The organism is Streptosporangium longisporum (assembly GCF_039534895.1).
In the GTDB taxonomy this organism is placed as follows: Bacteria; Actinomycetota; Actinomycetes; order Streptosporangiales; family Streptosporangiaceae; genus Streptosporangium; species Streptosporangium longisporum.
Map to the genome: position 1 here is coordinate 1,029,491 of NZ_BAAAWD010000006.1, position 20,123 is coordinate 1,049,613.

Genomic DNA, 20,123 nt, shown 5'->3' on the forward strand with positions numbered 1-20,123 from the left:
TTTGATAGTCATAAGAACTCTCCCATACGTGACGGCTTGTAAGCTCCGCTCATGGACATGCCCGCGCGGGAGCGGCTCGGCCTGCCGGTGAAACGCGCCGAGCAGCGGCTCATGGCGGCCAAGCACGCGGCGGTGAGGACCGCGGGGCTGACCGTGCCGCAGTACGCCGCCCTGCTCGTGCTGGCCGACAACCCGGGCATCTCCGCCGCCGCGCTGGCCAGGGAGTGCCTCGTCACCCCGCAGGCGATGACCGTCGTGCTGAAGAACCTGCTGGGGGCCGGCCTGATCGAACGCGGCCCGCACCAGTGGCACCGCACGATGCTGGAGACCCACCTCACCGACGCGGGACGTGAGGCGCTGCGCACCGCGGACGCGGCGGCCGTGGTCATCGAGCGCAGGATCGCCGACGCCTTCACCCCCGAGGAACGCGACACCCTCCGGGACCTGCTCGCCCGCTTCACCGAGGCGATCTGAGGCGATCCAGACGGACCGGGCGACGCTCACCGTGCCGGCGGCCTTCCCACGCCCTCCCCGCCGCATATCCGAATCCGAAAATATCCAAGCAAGGGTGGAGTTCAATGGACGTCGAGTAGGTTGTGAACCATGCTCGACGTCCTTGGAGAAGCCGGCGATTTACTGATCCTCGGGCTGCTGATCGCAGGAATATATGTCTTTTTCCGCGTCATTCGCCAGCTCCTCGCCCCCCGGCCCCAGCCCGAGGTGCACGAGGCGCCACCGCACCCGGACTGGAATTCACGTCCGCGCCCCGGTGACATCTGGTGGGCCGGCGTGCCGTTCGCCGACGGCTCGGGCGGGAAGGTCAGACCCTGCCTGGTGATTCGCACCCATGCGAATGGTGTGGAGGTCCTGAAGATTACGAGCCAGGACAAATCACATCGGATGAACTGCGTCAGCATCCCCACCGCCCACTGGGACCGGCGGGCGCAAAAGGACAGCTGGCTCGATCTCGACGCCCCGTACCTGGTCAACGACCACGACTTCCGGCGACGCGCCGGTGCCTGCGACGACCGGACCTGGTCACTGGTGAGAAAACACCACCGGACGGGCTGGGTCTACTCCCCCGACCACTGACACCGCATCCCTCACGGAACCGCGTCTCACGGGACCGAATCCTGACGGGACCGCGTCCTCACGGGACCGCGTCCGCGAAGGGCCGACGGCCGGTGACCCACCCACCGGCGCCCTCGCACGGCCGCAAGAACGTCACGGAGGAACGCGACGGGGGAACGGACGTCCCGCCTCGACGAGGGCCGGGGACCCGGGGGTTCAGTCTCCGTTCAGGACGCGTTTCACCCATTCCAGCGAGCCCGTGGCGAGCGCCTCGTCCGCGAGCCGCTTCGCGGAGGCCGTCTTCAGCGCGGCGAGCGAGCTGTCGATCCACGGCTGGACGTTCTGGTACCCCTGCTCGCGGTACTCGACGGCCTGGATCAGGCACTCCAGCTTGTCGGCGTCACGAGCGCAGACGGCCTCCAGGCTGGTCTTCTGCTCGTACTCCCCGACCGCGCCACTGACCATCTCCGCCACCACCGCCGGAACCCCGCGCACCTGGTCGGCGGTGACCTCCTCGTTCGGGGCCGCCTTCAGGTAGAGCCTGCCGAGGTGGTGGATGTCGGTGATGCGGCTCTCCTGCGTGTCGTGGAACAGGCTCATGAACGCCGCACGCTCGGGGTCGCCCCCCTCCAGCGCCGCGATCACACTCGCGATGATCGCCGTACGGAAGGAGTGGTCGGCGACGCTCTCGGGGTCCCGCACCCCCGCCACCAGCCAACCGGTGCGCTTGTAGCGCTTGAGCAGCCCGACCTCGTACAGCAGACCGGTCAGCCTCGACAATTCCTCCGCCATGAAGGCCCCTATCCCCTCGGTGGATCTGCGCAGAGCGCAGACGACCACGGCCGTTCCGTCCGGCCTCCGGCGGCCGATCCATACCCCCGGCCGGGCTCCCGGACGCCCTATCCCCGCCTGGGCTCGATCGTGACCCCGCCGGACATCACCTGACGGGTCATCGGACGGTTCAGGAAGTCGTGCGGGAAACCCGGTTCGACGGCGCTGACCCGGTCGAGGGCGGCCAGTTCGTCCTCGGTGAAGGTCACCTCCAGGGCGGCCAGGTTGTCCTCGAGCTGTGCGAGGGTCCTCGCGCCGATGATCGGAGCGGTGACCGCCGGGTCGAGCAGCGTCCAGGCGAGCGCGACCCGCGCCGGGGTGGTGCCCTTGCCGGCCGCGACCTCCTTCACCACGTCGGCGATGTCCAGCGCCCGCTCGGTCAGCGAGCCGTTGGCCGCGGCGACGTTCCTGCGCGTCCCCTCCGGATCGGCGGAGACGCCGTGGCCCAGGTCGGCGCGAGTGTACTTGCCGGTCAGCACACCGCTCGCCAGCGGCGACCAGGGAATCACGCCGAGCCCCATCTCCCGCGCCATCGGGATGAGCTCGCGCTCCACCGTCCGCTCGACCAGGCTGTACTCGATCTGCAGGGCGACCAGCGGCGACCAGCCGCGCAGGTCCGCGATCGCCTGCATCCGGGAGACCTGCCACGCGGGGGTGTCGGAGATGCCCAGGTAGAGCACCTTCCCGGCGCGGACGAGGTCGTCCATGGCCCGCAGGACCTCCTCGACCGGGGTCGTGAAGTCCCAGGCGTGCAGGTAGAGAAGGTCGATGTAGTCGGTGTTCAGCCGTCGCAGGCTCGACTCGACCGAGGCGACCATGCTCTTGCGGTGGTTGCCGCCCGAGTTCGGGTCACCCGGGCGTGTGGCGACCGTGTACTTCGTGGCGGCCACCACGCGCTCACGACGGCCGTGCATGAACTCGCCGAGCAGCTGCTCGGACGTCCCGTTGGTGTACTGGTTGGCGGTGTCGACGAAGTTCCCGCCCCGGTCCACGTACGCGTCGAAGATCCGGCGCGACTCGTCCTTGTCGGCGCCCCACCCCCAGTCCTGCCCGAAGGTCATGGCCCCGAGCGCCAGCGGTGAGACCCGCAGGCCGGAGCGGCCCAGCAGGCGATAGCGGTCAAGTGAAACAGATCCAGTCACAATGGTCTCCAGGCATGGTGCTGCGGCATGACGATCTCGTTCGGGGCTCGCACCGCCGCCGTGAGCGAGCCGCTCACTCATCGTGCGGCCGCCGGAAGAGAGGGGCCAGCGAAGGCTTTTCCTGGGACTGACCGTCCCAGGCAGGCCGCGACTACCATCGAGGGGGTGAGCAGCGGAATGGACCTGACCCACGAGCTGGCGGTGTTCCTGCGCACCCGCCGTGAGCGACTGACCCCCCGTGACCTCGCGCGTCCCCCGCACGGGCGCCCGCGCCGTACCCCCGGCCTGCGCCGGGAGGAGGTCGCCGAGCTGGCCGGGGTCAGCGTCGACTACGTGGTACGGCTGGAGCAGGGACGGGGGCTGCGCCCCTCGGCCGAGGTGCTCGACGCCCTCGCGCGGGCGCTGCGGCTGAACGACGACGAGCGGGTCTACCTGTTCGACCTGGCCCGGCAGCGACCGGTGAGCCGGCCGCCGTCCGCGACCGGCCGGGCGCCGAGCCCGCTCGCCCGGCTGGTCCACGACCTGTCGCCGCTGCCGTGCATGCTGGTCGACCACCGGTTCGACATCCTCGCCGCGAACCGCGAGATGACCAGGCTGATGCTGGACTTCGACCGCCTCCCGGTCGAGCAGCACAACACGCTCCGGCTGTGCATCCTCCGCCCGGAGTACCGCGGCTTCTGGCGGGACCGCGAGATGGTCGTCCGTGAGTGCATCGCCGACCTGCGCGCGGCGTGGGCCGCGCGTCCCGACGACGCGTTCCTGGACGAGCTGATCACGGAACTGACGTCGGGGAGCGAGGAGTTCGCCCGGCTGTGGGCCAGAAACGACGTCAAGGTGAACGGCCGGGGCCACAAGCGGCTGCTGCACCCCACGGCCGGCCCGCTCTCCGTCGACTACGAGGTGCTGAACCCGCTGGGAGACCCGGATCGGCGGCTCGTCATCTACCGCGCTTCCGACCCCGCCTCGCAGGCCGTGCTGGACGCCCTCACCGACGGTGCCGCCACTCCCGTACGCGACGGCGTCGCAGGCGGGACGTCCAGGCGCTGACACCCGTGGGGCCGAGGCCCCGCGGCGCGAGGCCACTCGGGAAGGACCAGCGGCGACATCGCTTCGCGCGGGACCGGGGACGGGTCCTCCGGGGCGTCCGCCCGGCCACGGTGAGGGCGTACCGGACGAAGAGGGTGCTCTCGACCGGCGAAATGCCGGACGGCTGTGCTATTTTTTGGCCATGCGGTCAGAAAACAAGGCAGGCGGCCAGGATCGTTCGTTCATCGAGACGGCACGCCGTGCCCAGATCGTCGGGTCCGCGATCGACGTGATCGCCGAGGTCGGCTACGCGCAGGCGTCGCTGGCCCGGATCGCCGAGCACGCCGGCATCAGCAAGGGCGTCATCTCCTACCACTTCGACAGCAAGGACGAGCTGGTCCAGCAGATCGTCGACGACGCGATGACCGCCGGGGACGCCGCCGTCCGTCCCCTCGTCGAGGCGCAGACCACGGCCGCGGACATGCTGAGGGTCTACATCGAGGCGAGCGTGGAGTTCTACCGCACCCACCAGCGGCACATGCTGGCCCTGCTGGACATCTGGACGAACCTGCGCACCCAGGACGGCAGGCAGCGGCTCGGCGTACGCGACAACGAGAACGAGATGGGCGACGTCGAGCAGATCCTGCGGTTCGGCCAGGCCACCGGAGAGTTCGGCGAGTTCTCCACCCGGGTGATGGCGGTGACCGTCAAGCAGGCGGTCGACGGCGTGCTCCTGCTGATGGCCGCCTACGACGACCTCGACTTCGACGTCTACGCCCGCGAGCTGGCCGGCCTGTTCGACCGCGCCACCCGCAAGGAGGACCGATGGAGGTGAACCTGCGGCCCCCCCGCCACCCCGTCGAGCCCCGGGCGATCCGCTGGTGGACGACGCAGGCGCTGGCCTGGGTGCTCCCGCCGGTGCTGCTGCCGGCCCTGCTGGCCGCGCTGATCGCGCCCGCCCGGCCGTGGCTGCTGGCGGCGGCGCTGCTCGTCGCGGTCCCCGGCCTGGGGTACGCGCTCTGCATGCCGCGCCGGCGCTACCGGATCCACCGCTGGGAGGTCACCGACGACGCGGTCTACGCCTCCTCCGGCTGGCTGTGGCACAGGTGGCGGGTGGCGCCGATGTCGCGCATCCAGACCGTCGACACGGTACGCGGCCCGCTGCAGCAGGTCTTCGGCCTGTCCGGGGTGAAGGTCACCACGGCCTCGGCCGCGGGATCGATCAGGATCCAGGGGCTGGACCGGCACCTGGCCGCCGACCTCGTCGAGCACCTCACCGCGAGAGCGCAGACCGTGCCCGGGGACGCGACATGAGCCGCGGCGAGGACGCCTGGGAGCGGCTCGACGCGCGGACGGTCGCGGTCGCCCTGAGCTGGCTGGCCGGTCCCTCGATCCCCGCCACGGTGGCCGTCGTCACGCTGGGGGCCACGCCCCGGACCGTCATCCCGCTCGCCGTCCTGTCGCTCGTCCTCGCCGGGATCGCCTCCCTGGGGGTGCTGCGCCACGCCACCACGCGGTACAGGATCACCGGGGAGCGACTCGAACACCGGTCCGGGCTGGTGTTCCGCCGGGACCGCTCGATCCCGCGCGACCGGGTACGGACCGTCGACGTGACGGCGCAGCCGGTGCACCGCCTGCTCGGCGTGGCCGTCGTGCGCGTCGGCGTCGGCGAGCAGGAGGCGGACCTGCGCCTGGACGCGGTCTCCCGGGCCCGTGCCGAGCGGCTGCGCCTGCTGCTCGGCCCGGAGGGCGGGACGCCCGCGGACACCGAGACGGTGACGGCGCGTCCCGCCTGGATCGGCTACGCCCTGCTGAGCGGCTGGACACCGCTCATCGGCCTGGCACCGTTCGGCGCGCTCTTCCGCGTGCTGGAGATCTTCGGCCTCGAACCCGCCGAGGTCGGTCTCCTGCGGGAGGCGTGGAGCACGGCGTCCCGGTTCTCCTGGCCGGTCGTGGCCGGGACGGCCCTCGCGGCCGTGCTCGCCATCGGATTCGCGGGAGCGCTGCTGCTCCACGTGGAGGTGTGGTGGCGTTTCCGGCTGACGCGCGGGACCGACGGCACCTACCGGATCCGGCGGGGTCTGCTCGGCACCCGGTCGCTGTCGCTCCAGGACGGCCGGCTGCGCGGCGTACGGCTGGCCGAACCGCTGCCGCTACGCTGGGGAGGCGGCGCCCGCCTGAGCGCGCTGGTGGCCGGCGTGAACCCCGACGACAGCGAGGAGCGGACCTCCGCGGCGCTGCTGCCGCCCGCGCCCCGGCAGGCGGCGCTGCGGGTGGCCGCGCGGGTGCTCGGCGCCCCCGTGCTGGCGACCCGGCTGCGCCGTCACCCGCGGGCCGCGCTGCGCCTGCGCCTGTCACGCGCCGTCTGGACGGTGGCGCTGCCGGCCGTGCCGCTGGCCTGGCTCGGGATGTGGGCGAGCCGGCTCCCGGACGGGTTGTGGCTGCTCGCCCCGGCGTGCCTGCCCTTCACGGTGCTGCTGGCGGCCGACGCCTACCGCGGTCTCGGCCACGGTCTGTCCGGCGGCTACCTGCTGACCCGCCACGGCACGGTCCGCCGCAGGACGACGGCGCTGCGCACGGACGCGGTCATCGGCTGGACGGTCGGTCGGTCCCCGGCACAACGCCGCCGGGGCCTGATGACCCTCACCGCGGCGACGTCCGCGGGCACCCACCGGATCAAGGACGTCGGCGTCGGCCAGGGACTGGCCTTCGCCGAGGAGGCGGTACCGGGTCTGCTGGCACCGTTCACGGTCCCCACCGCGCGGCCGGCACGGGCCACGTCGTCCCCGTCGCCCGCCCGCGGATACCGCTGACGACGAGAGCCCGCGGGCATTGACTTTGTCGCAAGGTATGACGCAACATGCTGATACAAAGCTTGCGACAAAGGAGGTGCCATGATCCACGACTCGTCACCGGACGCCGGTTCGCCGGCGCGTGCGGTCGATCTGCGATCGGCGAGCGCGTGGCTGGCCGGGCACGACCTGGCCGACGCCCGCCCGACCCCGCTGCTGGCCGGCCGTCTGGCGGTCCGGGAACGCGCCCGCCTGGCCACGTACGTCATCCTGGCCGCACTGATCATCGTGAGCGCCTTCGTCGCCACTTCCGCTTTCGGAGGCTTCCCGCCGCATCACCCGCTCCCGCTGCTGGCCCTGACCGCGTCGGTGGCCGGGCTGCTGCTGGCACAGTGGCTGCTCGATCGGTGGGTGCGACGCGTCGACCGGCGGGCGGGCGCGGCGCTGTCCCGCAGGGCCGCCCATTCGGTCCAGCCCGGCTGGCGGACCGTGCTCGGCCGGCCGTACGCCGTTTTCGCGGTCGCCACGTTCGCCGGCGCGATGGTGCTGGCCGCGAGCACCCTGGCCGTTCCCGACCCCACCGTGCGGCAGCTGGCCGTCGTCGTGCTGATCGGCCTGCTCGGCGCGACGGCCGTCACCGCCATGCAGCTGCGCCACCTGCTCAGGCGGCCGGTCGTGGCGGAGGACGAGGAGTCGCTGACCGCCGACGTCATCATGCGCGTCGAGGACGCCCGCGAGCTCACCACGCCGAGCGTGCAGTGGACGCTGCCGGTGGTGCTGTTCGGCACCGCGCCCGGCTGGTGGGGCGCCGCCGCGGCCGCCTACATGGTCCTGAGCCTGGCCGCGTGCATCGCGCTCCATGCCAGGACTCCGTCGTGCGCGACGGTGGCCCGGCGGGTCATGGGCGTTCGATGATCGTCATCGATGCGGCCTCACCGGTACCGCCGTTCGAGCAGTTGCGGGCCCAGCTCGCCCGGCAGATCCAGGACCGCACGCTGGCCGTGGGCACCAGGCTGCCGACCATCCGCCACCTCGCGGCCGACCTCGGCCTGGCCGTCAACACGGTCGGCCGGGCCTACCGGGAGCTGGAGGAGGCGGGGCTGATCGAGACGCGCGGACGGGCGGGCTCGTTCGTGTCGGCCGCCGGCGAGGAGGGCCGGGAGCGGGCCGTCCAGGCCGCCGCCGACTACGCGGCCGTGATCGCCAGCGTCGGCATCGACACGGGCGAGGCGATCCGCATCGTGCAAGCGGCCCTGACGTCCGGCGCGGCGGCACCGGCCTCGCCATGACCGCGACCGTACGCGGCCTGACACGGCCGGCCCGTGGATCCGTCGGAACGCACGGCCGGCCGTCCGACGGCCGTGCCACCGGCGCCACCGACGGCACCGGTACTGCGGGCGCCACCGGTGCCGCCGGACGTGAAAAGGCCGGGCGTCCCATCGGACGCCCGGCCTACCACCGGCCCCTCCCCTGGAGGCCGGTCGCTCAGAACTCGCAGTTCTCCTCGACCTCACCGGTGCAGGTGTCGGTGTCGCCGCTGCCGTCGGTGGTGTCGTGGCCGTTACGGCCGTGCAGGAAGTCGTTGCCGCTGCCGCCGACGAGGACGTCACGGCCGGTGCCGCCCCAGAGGGTGTCGTGGCCGGCCGAGCCGAAGATCTCGGTGAACCGGTTGACGGTGTCGTTGTTGACGATGTCGTCGCCCTGGCGCATGTTGACCATGATCGAGCTGGCGTTCTTGCAGCTGACCCCGTTGAAGATCGCCTGGCAGTCGCTGTCGCTGGAGGTGACGCCCGCCCCGGTCACCGTGATGGTGCCGCCGCCACCCTCGGCCAGGGTGATCAGGTCGGAGACGGTCGTGCCGACGACCGACATGCCGCCGAGACTCACGGTCACGGTGATCGGCGCGGCCGCCTGGGCGGGAGCCGCCATGGACGCCATACCGGCGAAACCGGCGACGGTGAGGGCGAGGGCGGCGATGTGACGACGCATTTTCATTCATCCTTCAATTCGGTGTTCCCGGCCCCCGTCGGGCCGATGACACAAGGAAAGCGCCTCACCCCTCCTGCGGTCTGTGGTGAAATGCACGCCCGTTACGGGTCCAAATACCTACGGAACAAGGGCGGCACGATGCATATATGACGTGGGGACCGCCGGTCGTCGGCCCGTACACGTCCGGCTTGCGACACCCGGGACGAGGAGAGCGGCGACGCGCGGGCACGAGCGAGCCGGTGGACGACGACAGGGGACGCCGCGGTTCCGGCAGGACACCGGCCCCGGCCCCGCGCGGCCAGGGGCCGGTCGGCCCGGCCCCTGGTGAGCCCCGCCGGGGGCGGGCCGCGGGATCAGCCGGCGGTGCAGGTGACGGTCGCTCCGGCGCCGCTCCCGCCGGCCTGGAAGCCGAAGCCGGCGCTCTGCCCGGCCGGCAACCGCCCGTTGTAGCTCTGGTTGGTGACGGTCACGGTGCCGCCGGTGCCGGAGGTGACGCCGTTCCACAGGGAGCTGATCGTGGCTCCCGCGGGCAGGGTGAGGGTGACCCTCCAGCCGTCGATCGCGGTGCCGCCCGCGGTGACGTTCACGGCGGCGACGAACCCGCCGGCCCACTGGTCCTGCACCGCGTAGGTCGCCGAGCAGCCCCGGGGCCCGCCGTCGCCGGGCGTCGGGGAGGGGGTGACGGTGGGTGTCGGGGAGGGCGACGGGGTGACGGTGGGGGTCGGGGAAGGGGTACCGCCGTCGAGCGTGAGGTTCTTCTGCTGGACCTGCCACTGGGTGTTGCACAGGCCGCAGCCGGGGCCGACGAAGGCCGCGCCGGCCGTCGTGTCGCCCTTCAGCCGCCACTTCAGGTACAGCACCGCCACACGGGCGAACTCACCGCCGTCGGGCTGGCCGTAGGTGCCGCCGTGCCCAACGTTCAGATTGCCCATGAACGCGGGCAGTCCCGCCGGCAGCTTGCCCCAGTCGTCGATGGCGTTCGGGTAGGCGATGTCACTGGGCCCGCCGATGAAGTAGGCGATCGGCTTCGTCAGCCGGCGGAGCTGGTAGTCGTCGGCGTCGTTCAGCAACCCGCTGCTGAAGATGGTGGTCGTGGTGATCCGCGGGTCGTCGGAGACGGCGTAGGCCTCCAGCCCGCCGCAGGAGAAGCCCCCTGCGGCGATCTTGCCGGTGTCGAGCCTGCCGTGGTACTTGCCGCCCTGGCGGCCGTTCTCCGCGATCGCCCAGTCGATGGACTGGGTGAGCATCTGGGACGTCGTCGAGCCGGAGCCGTTCGGGCTGCCGTTGGCGATGACCAGAAATCCGTGCGAGGCGATCTCGCGAAGGAAGTTCAGCTGCGACGTCCCGTTGGCGGAGCAGCCGCCGTTGCCCCACACGAAGACGGGGAGTTTCTCGGACGGCAGGGTCCCGGGCCGGTAAACGGTGTGGTTGGGCAGGCCGGCCGAGGTCTCGTAACCGGCCGGGTAGGGACCCGCGTAGCGGGCCGCCGCGACGCTCGGCGTCATGGTGAGCGCCACCGTCGCGGCGCAGACCAGGGCGACCACGGCCGCCAGTACCGCGCCGATGATCGAGCGTCTTCTCATTTCGCCCTCCGAAGGTGTCACAACAGCGCTCCGTGTCGGACGCGGCATGCGCGGCGCACACCGGCGGAGCTCGGCAGCGGCCTGGCCGCTCCCGCCGCGGCCGGTGTGGCCGACACCGGCCGCGGCGGGAGATCGAGAGGGCCGGCCGTCGGCCACAGGACATGCTCGTTTCAGGCGGAACGGGCCGACGCGAGCAATGTGCAGTTACTATCACCGCGGTGATGAAAAGTGTCAAGAAAGTGCTTGCGGCCGGGCGAGCGGTGCGCGTGCGGACCGGGGACGCTCCCGGCGCACCCGGCTCCGGACGTGGGACGGCCGATCACGCGACCCTTCGGAACGGCACCGGGAGGACGTACCGGCACGGGCGGCTCCGGCACAGGTCACGGCGCCCGCCGAGCTGACGCTCCGGGGGGATCGCGGTGGGCGTCCGCAGCCGGGAGACCGGCGCGCCTCGGCCGTCACGAGACATGGCGTGGCGGCCGGACGGTCGTCGGTGTGGATGAAAGTTTCTTTCAGCCGTCCCGGCCGGCCGGGACCGACACGGAGTTCTCCGACGCCCGGAAGTGGGTGATCCAGGACGCGGCGTCCGGCCAGTACGGTGTCGCGACCTGGACGAGCCGCGCCTCGGCGAGCGAGCCGAGAGCGGAATGGATCTCCAGCATGAGGTCTCTGGCGGCCTGGCGGGGCCACGGCGCCGGCAGGAGGTGGGCGGGGAGGTCCGGGTCGATGTCGGGGAACCTGCGCCAGGAGTCCATGACGGAGGTCCGGGCCACCAGCGCCCGGGTCGCGTCGACCTCCCCGTCGCGGACGGCCACCCGCAGCTCCGCGTACCGCGCAATGAAGGCCTCGTAGGCCGAGGCGAGACCGGCCAGATCGTAGGCCGCGGCCGGACCGTGCGGGCCGGCCTCCTGGTCGAAACGGGCGTGCATCACCGACCATCGGCTGCCGTCGACGTCGTCCAGGATGTCGTGCAGCGCCTGGGTCACCGGACCGGAGTCGGAACCGGGCCGGATCCATACGCTGTCGTACAGCCGCGCGAACCCCAGCGCTCCCAGAGCCTTGCGAACCGTGTGCCGCGGGGCCTGGCCGGACTGGGGGATGGAGAAGGAGACGGTCACCCAGTCGCCGGTCCACCGCGGCGGACGGGCGCCGAAGCCCAGGAAGTGATCCATCCGGGAGCGATGCCTGGCGATCGCCCGGGGCGTGAGGTGGTACACGGGCGGCCGCCCGGTTCCCCGTACGGCGATCAGGCCACGCCTGGTCAGCCGGGACAACGCGGCCCGCGCGCTGGACTCGCTGATGCCGAACTCCCCGAGCATCGCGACCACCGCCATCGACGGGAGGTCGGCGTCCGAGGAGTCGAGGTACTCACCGAGCAGGGTCGTCAGCAGGTGCTGCGGGTTGGGACCTGCCTGCGCCCGCGGGACTCCGACATCGTCCGAAGACACATGGACACTCACGCCATCAGCTTGCCTCATGACGACGCCCTTGCCGAACGCCCCCGGACCTGCGCCGTCGCCCGGAGCTCACGTCGCTGCCGGGCGATTCCGCGTACGTCCCCGGAGGTCGCGTACGCGGTGTGGCGGTGGATGGGCGCCGTGTACGCGGTGTGGCGGCCTGCGGGTCCGCGAACGAGGCACGGCCCCTGACCGGAGTGCGTGTGGTCAGGGGTCGTGCGTCACCCGTACCCGCCGCCGCCCGGTGACGGACCCCGTGAGCGGCGGCGGCGCGTCCGGTCCCGGTGGCCCGGCGTCAGTAGACGACGTAGCAGTTGACGCCGTCCGACTCGCGGTAGCACTTCGCCGTCTCGATGCTGCTGATCTTGGTGTAGACGTTGGCGCCGATCCTGCGCCACGACCCGTGGAAGTTCAGCCAGTAGTCCTCGTACTGGAGCGTGAACGCGTCGGTGTCGGCCCAGATGTTCCAGCTGTAGGTGTGACCGTTCATGCTCCGCGTGTCGCAGTTGCGTCCGGGGTTCACCGGACTCCAGACGTTGCCTCCGTTCCAGTTCCAGATGTTGCAGTTGCCCCCCTTGCCGACGTTGCCGGCGTTGATGTTCGCGGCGACGACGAGGTTCTGGATGCTGTTGTACCGGATGACGAGACCGCAGCACTCCACGGCGGCGGCGGCGTCCGCCGCATCCGGGGTCCGCGACGTGGTGCCGGCGTCCGGGGCGGGCCGCAGCGGGGTCGCGTCCAGTGGCTTCGGCTGGAGGCCGGCAGGCCTGTCGTCGGGACCGGGTGTCTGCTGCGCCTGGATGCCGGGCGCGTCGTCGGCGTTCGCCGCGATCGGAGGCTGGAAGGTGACGGCCGACACGGCCAGCGCGAACGAGACGGCGAGGTAGCGGACCAGGCGGTGCTTTACCGGTGCCATGTGTAGTCCTTGGTCGAGGGCTGGGGTACGACGATCACGTCGGGCGCCGACGCACGATGCGTCCTGCTCACTCGCGAACCACGTCGGCGCCCGTCCCCCGTGACGTGAGAAACAGTGACAGCACCCGCCGGCACCGGCAACGCCCGGACACCCTCCTGGGACACTGGGACGAAGGACCCCGTCCCACCTGCACAAACCCAGAGAAATGGGATGTTCCACCCGGCACTTCTCGGCCGTCGTCCCTCCGCATCCCACCCGCACGCGGCACCGTGACGAACGTGCTCACCGGCGGGCGCGGGCGTCGACGCCCGCCGACACGGCCGGAGCCGGTACGAGGGCACGGACGGCGGCTGTTTTCGGTCCTAGAACCGGGACTCGATGAGGATCGGCTCCTCGGTGATCGTGATCACGTCTCCCGGCCGGACGGTCTCCGTGGTGCCGTCCAGCCGGCGCACCGCGCGGACGCGCGGGCCGGCCGTGGTCTCGGCCGTCCCGCCGACCGTCCAGCGAATCGCCGCCTCGTGGTGATCCCCGGGCTTGGCGACGGAGACCTCGCACTGCCAGACGTTCTCCGGCAGGTTGATGGCCGTCCCGTGGCCGCACGAACGACTGCGGGCGTGGACCAGCCACCGCTGCAGTTGTTCCACCGCCAGCGCGGCACCGGTGGGGACCCCTCCCACCGCCTGCAGGACGATCGGGATCTTGGTGCCGCCCCAGTTGTAGAAGTACATGCGTTCGAGGTTGAGGTTGCGCGCGTACAGACCGGTGAGGAAGAAGCGCACGGCGTGGTTCCTGGCCCTGGTCTCGTCCAACGGCCCCTGCAGCCGGATCGCGTAGGTGGTACCGGTGTTCCACAACCGGGGATGGATACCGGCCCGGTGGAACGCCCGGTCGACGGTGCTCACGAGTTCCAGCATGCTTTCCGGAGGGTCGGACGGGGTGCGCTGGTGAAGCTTGATCCCGGCGACGTCGCAGTGACCGTACCCGCCGAGCGCGGTGAACCGCTGGAACATCCGACGGCCCTCGGCGGTCCACAACTGCCCCATGCCGGGACATACCAGGGTCGCTTCGGGGTCCGCCGCTCGAATGATCCGGCCGGCCCGGCGCGTCATCTCCACCAGGGTCTCCATGCTGCCCGCGTAGAACCGCCGGTCGTTGCCCAGCACCCACAGTTCGTAGGCCTGAATACGTCCCGCGTAGCGTTTCGCCACGGCGCGCAGGAACGCGTCCCAGTCGTTCAGGTCGTCGGGCGGCGCCGCCCGCGTGCCGTCCGGGTAGGGAGACAGAGGACCCGCGGGACTGGCCCACGCGGGAGTGCCCCCCATGACGAACAGTACGGGGAGCCCGGCCTTCTCCGCGCCGTCGACGTGCCGGTCGAGCACCGCCCAGTCGAACGTACCCCGCTCCGGCTGGATCTCCGCCCAGCGTGTCCCGCTGTCCCACAGGCGCACCGCGCCGACCCGGAACGCCGGCATGGCCCCGGTCCCGGTGTTGATGGTGACGCCGAAGAGCGTGCGCGGCACCGACGTCTCGGGCAGGGTCCACGAGGGGCCGCTCACCCATTGCGCCTGCCGGGACGGCTGCCGTGCGGGCGACGAGCCCGCGGTCAGGACGAACACGCACAGGATCACCAGTCCCATGCCGAGGAACGTCCTGGGCCGTACATCGACGTACCTGGACCGCCGCGGGGTCACGCCGCTCGCCGGGGGCTTCGGAGTCTCCTCGGCCGCCTTCTGACCCCGCGGGTCTGGAGTTTTCCCGGTCGCTTCCTGGTCCCGCGGCTCCGGAGTTTCCCCGGCCGCCTCCGGGCCCCGTGGCTCTCGTGGGTCTCGTTCCGTGACCTGCTGATCCGGGACCGGCGCGTTCTCGGCGGCCCCGGTCTCATCGGGGTCCGCGGGAGGAGGCGACGGCACGAACCCGGGTGCCTCCGCCGCCCTCTGCTCCAGAGAGGCGATAGCGCGCCTCCAGCGCCGGTACAGCTCGTCCAACTCGGCCTTGCTCGCACCACACGCCTTGGCGATGCGCTCCACCGTCCCGTAGGTGTCCGGCACGATCTCGCCGCGGCAGTAACGGTGCACCGTGGATCGGCTCATGCCGGTACGGCGTGCCAGTGCCTCGTAGCTGCGGCCGCTGCGCTGCTTCAGTTCGGTGAGCAGTTCAGCCAGATCTTCCGCCGGCGCCCCTCCCATCTCTCGTCCCCCTGATCCAAAATGGTGGAGCATCCTGGGCCGACGAAGAACCCGCCCTCCCAGGTTCCTCCCGGTCGGTAAGCGTCACATTCACGCCCTGTGCCGCGCGTGCCGAGTTGATCGACAGTGTGACGATACGTCACAGATCTTCCTGACAACAGGCTCGTCCAGCCGAGCGGGACGATTGCTCCACCGGAGAGCGGAAGGTCGTACCGCGTCGCCGCTTCCGGTGCCGATGACGGTCACGGGTACGTTCCCCGATCCGGCCGGGCGGGGTGGATACCTGCTTCCGTCTTCCGTCACACGGCCTTCGGAACCTTCGCCCGAGACCGGTGCCGTTGCCGACTCGGACGCAGGGGGACATGCCGCACCTGCAGGCCGTGACGTGAGCCCGCACGGGACCGGCCCCTTTCACACGTCGGTGAATCCGGATCGCGACCCGAACCCCTCGCGACCTGCCGGTGGCATGCCTGCGCACCTGTGACCGCCCGATGTTCACGGTCACCCCCCAGCCGTTCCTGCCGTTTCTCAGGTGAATCCGGTGACCACGGCAGAACTGCCATGACGCTTGCGGCAGATCTGCCACGGCGTTCACTGAGGTATCGGCTCAACCTTGGGTGACGTTCCTCGCGAAGGCGTAAACGATCCACCGACTACCGGTCACACCGTCAGGATCAAGTACCGGAAGTTCTGCGGCAGTATGACCTTCCGCTTTTAAGGCGGACCAATCGCCCTGATCGGGGAACGGAGACCGTGATCAGAGAGTGGTGGACGGTAGCTGAAGTGAGTCCGTATGCGGAGACGTTGCTGTCACTGCTCCGCCAGCACCCACGAGATCGTTCCAGCTGTAGGACCATGTCCTTATGTCAGTGACCGAGTTCGCCGGCGTGACCAAGGACAAGGATCGTGGCATCTCCTCCACGGGAGGGCTGTACGAGTTCTGGACCGAGGAGGGCGCCCACGTCTACCTTCACGACACCGCCTTCAGGCGCCTGACCTACGAGCCCGGCAGGCCGCCGACGTTGAAGCTGGAGTTCGTCTACGACCCACAGTGGACTTCACTCGAGTTGTCGAAGACGCCCATCGTGGTCTTTCGGTTCGAGGACGTCCGCCTCGTCGAGTGGTACGAGGACCAGGAGGGCCATGATTGCGTGGCCACCGACCCTGATGCTCCACCGGGACAGGTCGGACTGTTCGCCTGGGACGGCACCGACATGTTCACACTGGACACCTTCATACTGCGCTTGATCTTTCACGCGCCGCTAGCAGCGGTAACCGTACGTGCGGAGTAGAGCAGGGAAACCCTCACGACCTGCCTGGTCGAATCTCGGCCCCCTTCATCACGAGTTAGAACACGATCCTCCAGGACCGTTCACAGCCCGCCTTCCGGGCCTGCTCGGGCGGGCTTATGAGGTCCCTCGCTCCACGGTCGTCCAGGTCCGTCCAGACCTGTTGCTAGGTCCTGTTTCGTGGATCATCTGAGCCAGAGCAGTAGGCAGGCGATGATCACGGCCGATCGGTAGTGGGCGGCGAGCTTGTCGTAGCGGGTGGCGATGCCTTTGAAGTGCTTGAGCCGGTTGAAGCAGCGTTCGACGACGTTGCGCCGCTTGTAGCGGATCGGGTCGAAGGCGTGGCGGCGGTGTCCGCGGCGGGCTCGTCCGGCCAGTTGGTCGGCGCGCTCGGGAATGGTTGCACCGATCTTGCGTCGACGGAGGTAGGTGCGGATGGTGCGGGAGCTGTAGCCCTTGTCGGCGATCACTTGGGCGGGCCGGGTGCGTGGCCGGCCGGCGCCGGTGCGGGGCACGCGAATGGCCTCCATCACGGCGGTGAACTGGGTGCAGTCGTTGATGTTGCCGCCGGTGAGGACGAACGCCATCGGCAGGCCGCGCCCGTCGACAGCCAGGTGAATCTTGGTGGTCAGTCCGCCGCGCGAGCGCCCGAGCGCCTGTCGGCCCTGATGGATCTGACCGGGTTGCTGCCCCGGTGTGCCGTGATGGGTCCCCCTTTACGGGCACCGGCGGCGTGCTGGCGGGCGCGCACGATGGTGGAGTCCACGCAGATGACCGACCAGTCGACCTGGCCGATCGCATCGTCATGGACCTGGACGTATTCCAGCAGCCGGGCGAAGGTCCCATCGGCTGACCAGCGGCGAAACCGCTGATAGATGGTCTGCCAGGGACCATAACGCTCGGGGACGTCGCGCCAGTCGGCGCCGGTGCGGATCTTCCAGACGATGCCGTTGAGCACCTGGCGGTGATCACGCCAGCGGCCACCACGCTCGGGGTTGGCCGGTAGCAGGGGCTCAATACGCGCCCAGGCGTCATCGGTGAGTTCATGGCGACGGACCATGGGCTCTATCGAGCCACACCATCGAGCTTTTAGCAGGAAAACCCGTCAATAGCCGGGAGTGCGAGGGGGCGGAAGGCCCCTCATCCGAGGCCCGGGCAATGGCCTCACAAGCACGGCGCGAGCGCGAGCCGCACGCAGCACAAAAGCTGTGTGAGGCTCATGCTCAGCGTTCAGTGATCCACGAAACAGAACCTAGGGAAGCCGTAAAGGAGGGTCTCCTCCCTACGCGCTTACTGCTCCGAGCTCGTCAGGCCCGTCTGGCAGGCGCTCCACTCGGACGGGTCACCCAACTTGACGTTGGTGCCACCGACGCTGCAGTACCCGCGTGGTGTCAGCGGCATGACGACAGCTTTCCCATCGGCGTTGAGCCCCGGCTCAAGCGGCGGGAGCCCGTGGCGTCAGGCGAACCTCGACATCCGCGTCCAGGGCACGCGCCAGACGCTCCAGAACCGGCAACGTGGGGATGGTCCCCCCTGCCTCGAACCGCGCCACGGCCGACTGTGTCATGCCCGCCGCACGAGCCAGGTCGCTCTGACTCCAGTCTCGCCCCTCACGCATCCCTCGGACCGTCCTACCCAGCTCGTAGGCGAGACGTGTGGCCTCGTAAGCCTCGGCCGCGCCCGGCTCGGCCATCCGACGATCTCTGAGTTCCCGCCAGTTCCCCTGCCCGCTCATGCTGTTTCTTCTCCCTCGTCGACGGTGTGCGCCAATTCGACACAGCGCCGCATGGCTCGCCGGGCCCGCTCGACCTCACGGTCATCACGCATCCGCGTCTTGTGGAACACGGTCAAGAGCACGATCCGGCGATGAGGTGCGATCCAGTAGGTGATGCGCATGGCGAACTCGTCATAATGAAACCGGAGCTCGCGCAGCTTGCCGTCCAGTTGCTTCGTATAGGGCTCTCCCAGTAGAGGCCCTTCCGCCGCGAGCAGATCGACATAGAAGGCCGCCCTCGCGAACGATGCCGCAGGGAGACCTTCAAGCCACTTTTGAACTTCCGGTTCCAGCTCTACGGTACCCCAGCTCATAGCGTTGATGCTATGGGCCACACTTTCGTCACACTTTGCTTTTGACCGATCACGGCCGTCCATCGAAGGAGCAGATCCTGGAGGAATACGACGGAACCGGGTAATCACCCTCACCGTCTCCGCCTCGGCACCGCCCTCCGATGGGCCCCTCCGGTCCTGCTGCACCGGGGTGAGCAACTCGTCGTACGGGCCGCATTCCGAGCGGCGAGCGGGACCCGCGCGCCTAACTCGAGCAGCGCCTCACCACCCAGACCAAGGTCGACTACGGGCAGGCCCCGCGATCGCTGGAGGCTGCCCTGCGGGATCTCCGCATACGGATCGTCTTCGATTGCCCGTCTCAAAGGTGACCACCTGCCAAGCCGCCGCCATCGCGTCCTGAACGACCCTCCACTCAGGTCCGTGTCACCAGGCGCGAGGTAGGCGCGAGGTAGGCGCGACGGCACCGGACTCGCTGATCTGAGAATCAGACAGTGCCCGGGTAGGCGGCAGCGAACTGTCAACAAGAAGCTCGAACGATCAAGAAAGCCCCTGATGGCGTGATGCCTTTTCAGGGGCCTTCTCGTATGCATGCGGCCGAAGGTAGTCGAAACCCCACCTTCTGATCCGTAGGGAAGGGCAGTCGCCTTGTCAGCGGCGTCTTCCCAGGGCGAATATTGAGTGGCACGCTTCTCAGTCGTGTCCGATGCTGAGGGTCGTGATCAGGATTCCGCCGCGTACGGCTACCGACGCCTACTTCGCCAAGATGGGCGGGTCGAGACGTCTCGACATCGTCTTTGACATCGATCTTGGGGAACTGCTGGAAAACCACCACGTGGTCGCCCGCGGGCTGGAGACATCAGGCGCCGACGGTGTGCTGCACTACGAGTTCGTTCCGGGACTGCGGCAACACGAGATGGATCTCAAAGGATCGTTCTTCTGGTATTGGACCCTGTCTGCGGAGGATGACCTTGGCACCTTTTACCGCGGCGATAATGGTGGTGCCTTCGATCCAGACGGCAAGACGGCCGCGCATGGAACTCGCTACCTGGGTGGGCCGGTTCCCGGCTCGGCCCGCCTACTGCGTGTGAACTTCACTCCGGCCGGAGGATGGACGCCGACGCGATCGTGGTGTCGGCAGCTGGATATCGCACTGCCGGGCGGCCGCGTCACAGAGGCGTGGACCGACCCGCGCCAGGACGCCGGATGACAACGGCCTCGGCGACGACCGGGGCGGCGGCGCCCGCCTGGCCCACAGCCCAACCCCGCCGTCGGCCGCGTCCCGACGGTGGAGCGGGTGGTGGCCGGCAACGGCACCCTCGTGGTCGCGCCGGCTGCAAGGTCCAGGTCGGCCAGGTCCATCGCGGCAAGGTCGTCACCGTCGTTCTTGAAGAGACCCGATCTCGGGTGCTGTTCGACGGCGAGGAGCTGTCGCAGCACCCTCGAACCACCGTCAAGGAGGTCGACCGGCTGCGAGCAGGCGGCCACATCGACTACACGATCCAGGCCTGATGGAAAGCACCAGCCGACACTGATCCGTCGATCACCAACTGAAGACCGACAAACGGCTCTGGCCCAAGATCGTTACCGGACACGCCGGGCGATCAAGGGCCAGGATCTCAATGAATCCGCAGTCCTACGCCTCGCCGGAGGTCAGGCCGACCGGGCATGAGACCCCGGTCCCTACGAGCGTGTATCTATGTGACCCATGCGAAGAGCAGCGATCCACTGCCGGACTGGGCATGGCCAACCACGCCACCCTGGGCTCCGCAAG

The 20,123-nt window shown here is 69.9% G+C and carries 20 protein-coding genes and 1 pseudogene; 10 read left to right on the forward strand and 11 right to left on the reverse strand.

The window, feature by feature from the left end; all coding sequences use genetic code 11:
• The first annotated feature begins 51 nt into the window (after positions 1-51).
• Positions 52-474, forward strand: coding sequence for a MarR family winged helix-turn-helix transcriptional regulator (locus ABD832_RS08745; protein WP_344890955.1), 423 nt, complete (start codon positions 52-54; stop codon positions 472-474).
• A gap of 129 nt (positions 475-603) precedes the next feature.
• Positions 604-1,092 (forward strand): type II toxin-antitoxin system PemK/MazF family toxin, encoded by a 489-nt coding sequence (locus ABD832_RS08750; protein ID WP_344890958.1) that lies wholly within the window; start codon positions 604-606, stop codon positions 1,090-1,092.
• A gap of 195 nt (positions 1,093-1,287) precedes the next feature.
• On the opposite strand, the gene ABD832_RS08755 is transcribed toward ABD832_RS08750, so the two are convergent.
• The gene (locus tag ABD832_RS08755; RefSeq protein WP_344890961.1) at positions 1,288-1,863 is read right to left on the reverse strand and encodes an HD domain-containing protein; all 576 of its coding nucleotides are present in this window, start codon (positions 1,861-1,863) and stop codon (positions 1,288-1,290) included.
• A gap of 107 nt (positions 1,864-1,970) precedes the next feature.
• Positions 1,971-3,044: an aldo/keto reductase gene (locus tag ABD832_RS08760; protein WP_344890964.1), complete on the reverse strand. Its 1,074-nt coding sequence runs from the start codon at positions 3,042-3,044 to the stop codon at positions 1,971-1,973.
• 165 nt (positions 3,045-3,209) lie between these two features.
• On the opposite strand from ABD832_RS08760, the gene ABD832_RS08765 reads away from it, so the two are divergent.
• From ABD832_RS08765 to ABD832_RS08790, 6 genes are all read left to right on the forward strand, one after another.
• On the forward strand, positions 3,210-4,091 hold the full coding sequence (locus tag ABD832_RS08765; protein ID WP_344890967.1) for a helix-turn-helix transcriptional regulator: 882 nt from the start codon (positions 3,210-3,212) through the stop codon (positions 4,089-4,091).
• A 181-nt stretch (positions 4,092-4,272) separates the two neighbouring features.
• Positions 4,273-4,905: a TetR/AcrR family transcriptional regulator gene (locus ABD832_RS08770; RefSeq protein ID WP_344890970.1), complete on the forward strand. Its 633-nt coding sequence runs from the start codon at positions 4,273-4,275 to the stop codon at positions 4,903-4,905.
• Positions 4,896-5,384: a PH domain-containing protein gene (locus tag ABD832_RS08775; protein ID WP_344890973.1), complete on the forward strand. Its 489-nt coding sequence runs from the start codon at positions 4,896-4,898 to the stop codon at positions 5,382-5,384. Before ABD832_RS08770 ends, ABD832_RS08775 begins: the two co-directional genes overlap by 10 nt.
• Positions 5,381-6,883, forward strand: a complete 1,503-nt coding sequence (locus ABD832_RS08780; RefSeq protein WP_344890977.1) for a PH domain-containing protein — start codon at positions 5,381-5,383, stop codon at positions 6,881-6,883. Before ABD832_RS08775 ends, ABD832_RS08780 begins: the two co-directional genes overlap by 4 nt.
• Positions 6,884-6,964: 81 nt before the next feature.
• Positions 6,965-7,777, forward strand: a complete 813-nt coding sequence (locus ABD832_RS08785) for a hypothetical protein (protein WP_344890980.1) — start codon at positions 6,965-6,967, stop codon at positions 7,775-7,777.
• Complete coding sequence (locus ABD832_RS08790; RefSeq protein WP_344890983.1) at positions 7,774-8,151, forward strand: GntR family transcriptional regulator; 378 nt, start codon at positions 7,774-7,776, stop codon at positions 8,149-8,151. Before ABD832_RS08785 ends, ABD832_RS08790 begins: the two co-directional genes overlap by 4 nt.
• Before the next feature lie 196 nt (positions 8,152-8,347).
• Here the strand turns inward: ABD832_RS08790 and ABD832_RS08795 are convergent, their stop codons facing one another.
• From ABD832_RS08795 to ABD832_RS42095, 6 genes and pseudogenes are all read right to left on the reverse strand, one after another.
• Entirely contained in the window at positions 8,348-8,851 is a 504-nt protein-coding gene (locus tag ABD832_RS08795) for a calcium-binding protein (RefSeq protein WP_344890986.1), read from the reverse strand.
• A 353-nt stretch (positions 8,852-9,204) separates the two neighbouring features.
• Positions 9,205-10,434, reverse strand: a complete 1,230-nt coding sequence (locus tag ABD832_RS08800; protein ID WP_344890988.1) for a cellulose binding domain-containing protein — start codon at positions 10,432-10,434, stop codon at positions 9,205-9,207.
• A 512-nt stretch (positions 10,435-10,946) separates the two neighbouring features.
• The gene (locus ABD832_RS08805) at positions 10,947-11,894 is read right to left on the reverse strand and encodes a PaaX family transcriptional regulator (protein WP_344890992.1); all 948 of its coding nucleotides are present in this window, start codon (positions 11,892-11,894) and stop codon (positions 10,947-10,949) included.
• 292 nt (positions 11,895-12,186) lie between these two features.
• Entirely contained in the window at positions 12,187-12,807 is a 621-nt protein-coding gene (locus ABD832_RS08810; RefSeq protein WP_344890995.1) for a hypothetical protein, read from the reverse strand.
• Positions 12,808-13,169: 362 nt separating this feature from the next.
• On the reverse strand, positions 13,170-14,447 hold the full coding sequence (locus tag ABD832_RS08815; RefSeq protein WP_344890998.1) for a beta-galactosidase: 1,278 nt from the start codon (positions 14,445-14,447) through the stop codon (positions 13,170-13,172).
• A gap of 348 nt (positions 14,448-14,795) precedes the next feature.
• Positions 14,796-15,029, reverse strand: a pseudogene (locus ABD832_RS42095) (helix-turn-helix domain-containing protein); the annotation flags it as partial.
• 830 nt (positions 15,030-15,859) lie between these two features.
• On the opposite strand from ABD832_RS42095, the gene ABD832_RS08820 reads away from it, so the two are divergent.
• A complete protein-coding gene (locus ABD832_RS08820) occupies positions 15,860-16,288 on the forward strand; it encodes a hypothetical protein (RefSeq protein WP_344891001.1) in 429 nt (142 codons plus the stop codon).
• A gap of 182 nt (positions 16,289-16,470) precedes the next feature.
• Here the strand turns inward: ABD832_RS08820 and ABD832_RS08825 are convergent.
• From ABD832_RS08825 to ABD832_RS08835, 3 genes are all read right to left on the reverse strand, one after another.
• Positions 16,471-17,345, reverse strand: a protein-coding gene (locus ABD832_RS08825) for an IS5 family transposase (protein WP_344891003.1) whose coding sequence is annotated in 2 segments (ribosomal slippage) — positions 16,471-16,962 and positions 16,965-17,345 — 873 coding nt in all. Because the reading frame shifts where the segments join, the coding sequence is not laid out codon by codon here.
• A 375-nt stretch (positions 17,346-17,720) separates the two neighbouring features.
• Positions 17,721-18,020, reverse strand: coding sequence for a helix-turn-helix domain-containing protein (locus tag ABD832_RS08830; RefSeq protein ID WP_344891006.1), 300 nt, complete (start codon positions 18,018-18,020; stop codon positions 17,721-17,723).
• A complete protein-coding gene (locus ABD832_RS08835; RefSeq protein ID WP_344891009.1) occupies positions 18,017-18,373 on the reverse strand; it encodes a type II toxin-antitoxin system RelE/ParE family toxin in 357 nt (118 codons plus the stop codon). The genes ABD832_RS08830 and ABD832_RS08835 overlap by 4 nt, the downstream gene beginning before the upstream one ends.
• Positions 18,374-19,067: 694 nt before the next feature.
• On the opposite strand from ABD832_RS08835, the gene ABD832_RS08840 reads away from it, so the two are divergent.
• Positions 19,068-19,559 carry a hypothetical protein gene (locus tag ABD832_RS08840; protein WP_344891012.1) on the forward strand — a complete coding sequence of 164 codons (492 nt, stop codon included), beginning with the start codon at positions 19,068-19,070 and terminating at the stop codon, positions 19,557-19,559.
• Positions 19,560-20,123: the final 564 nt, after the last annotated feature.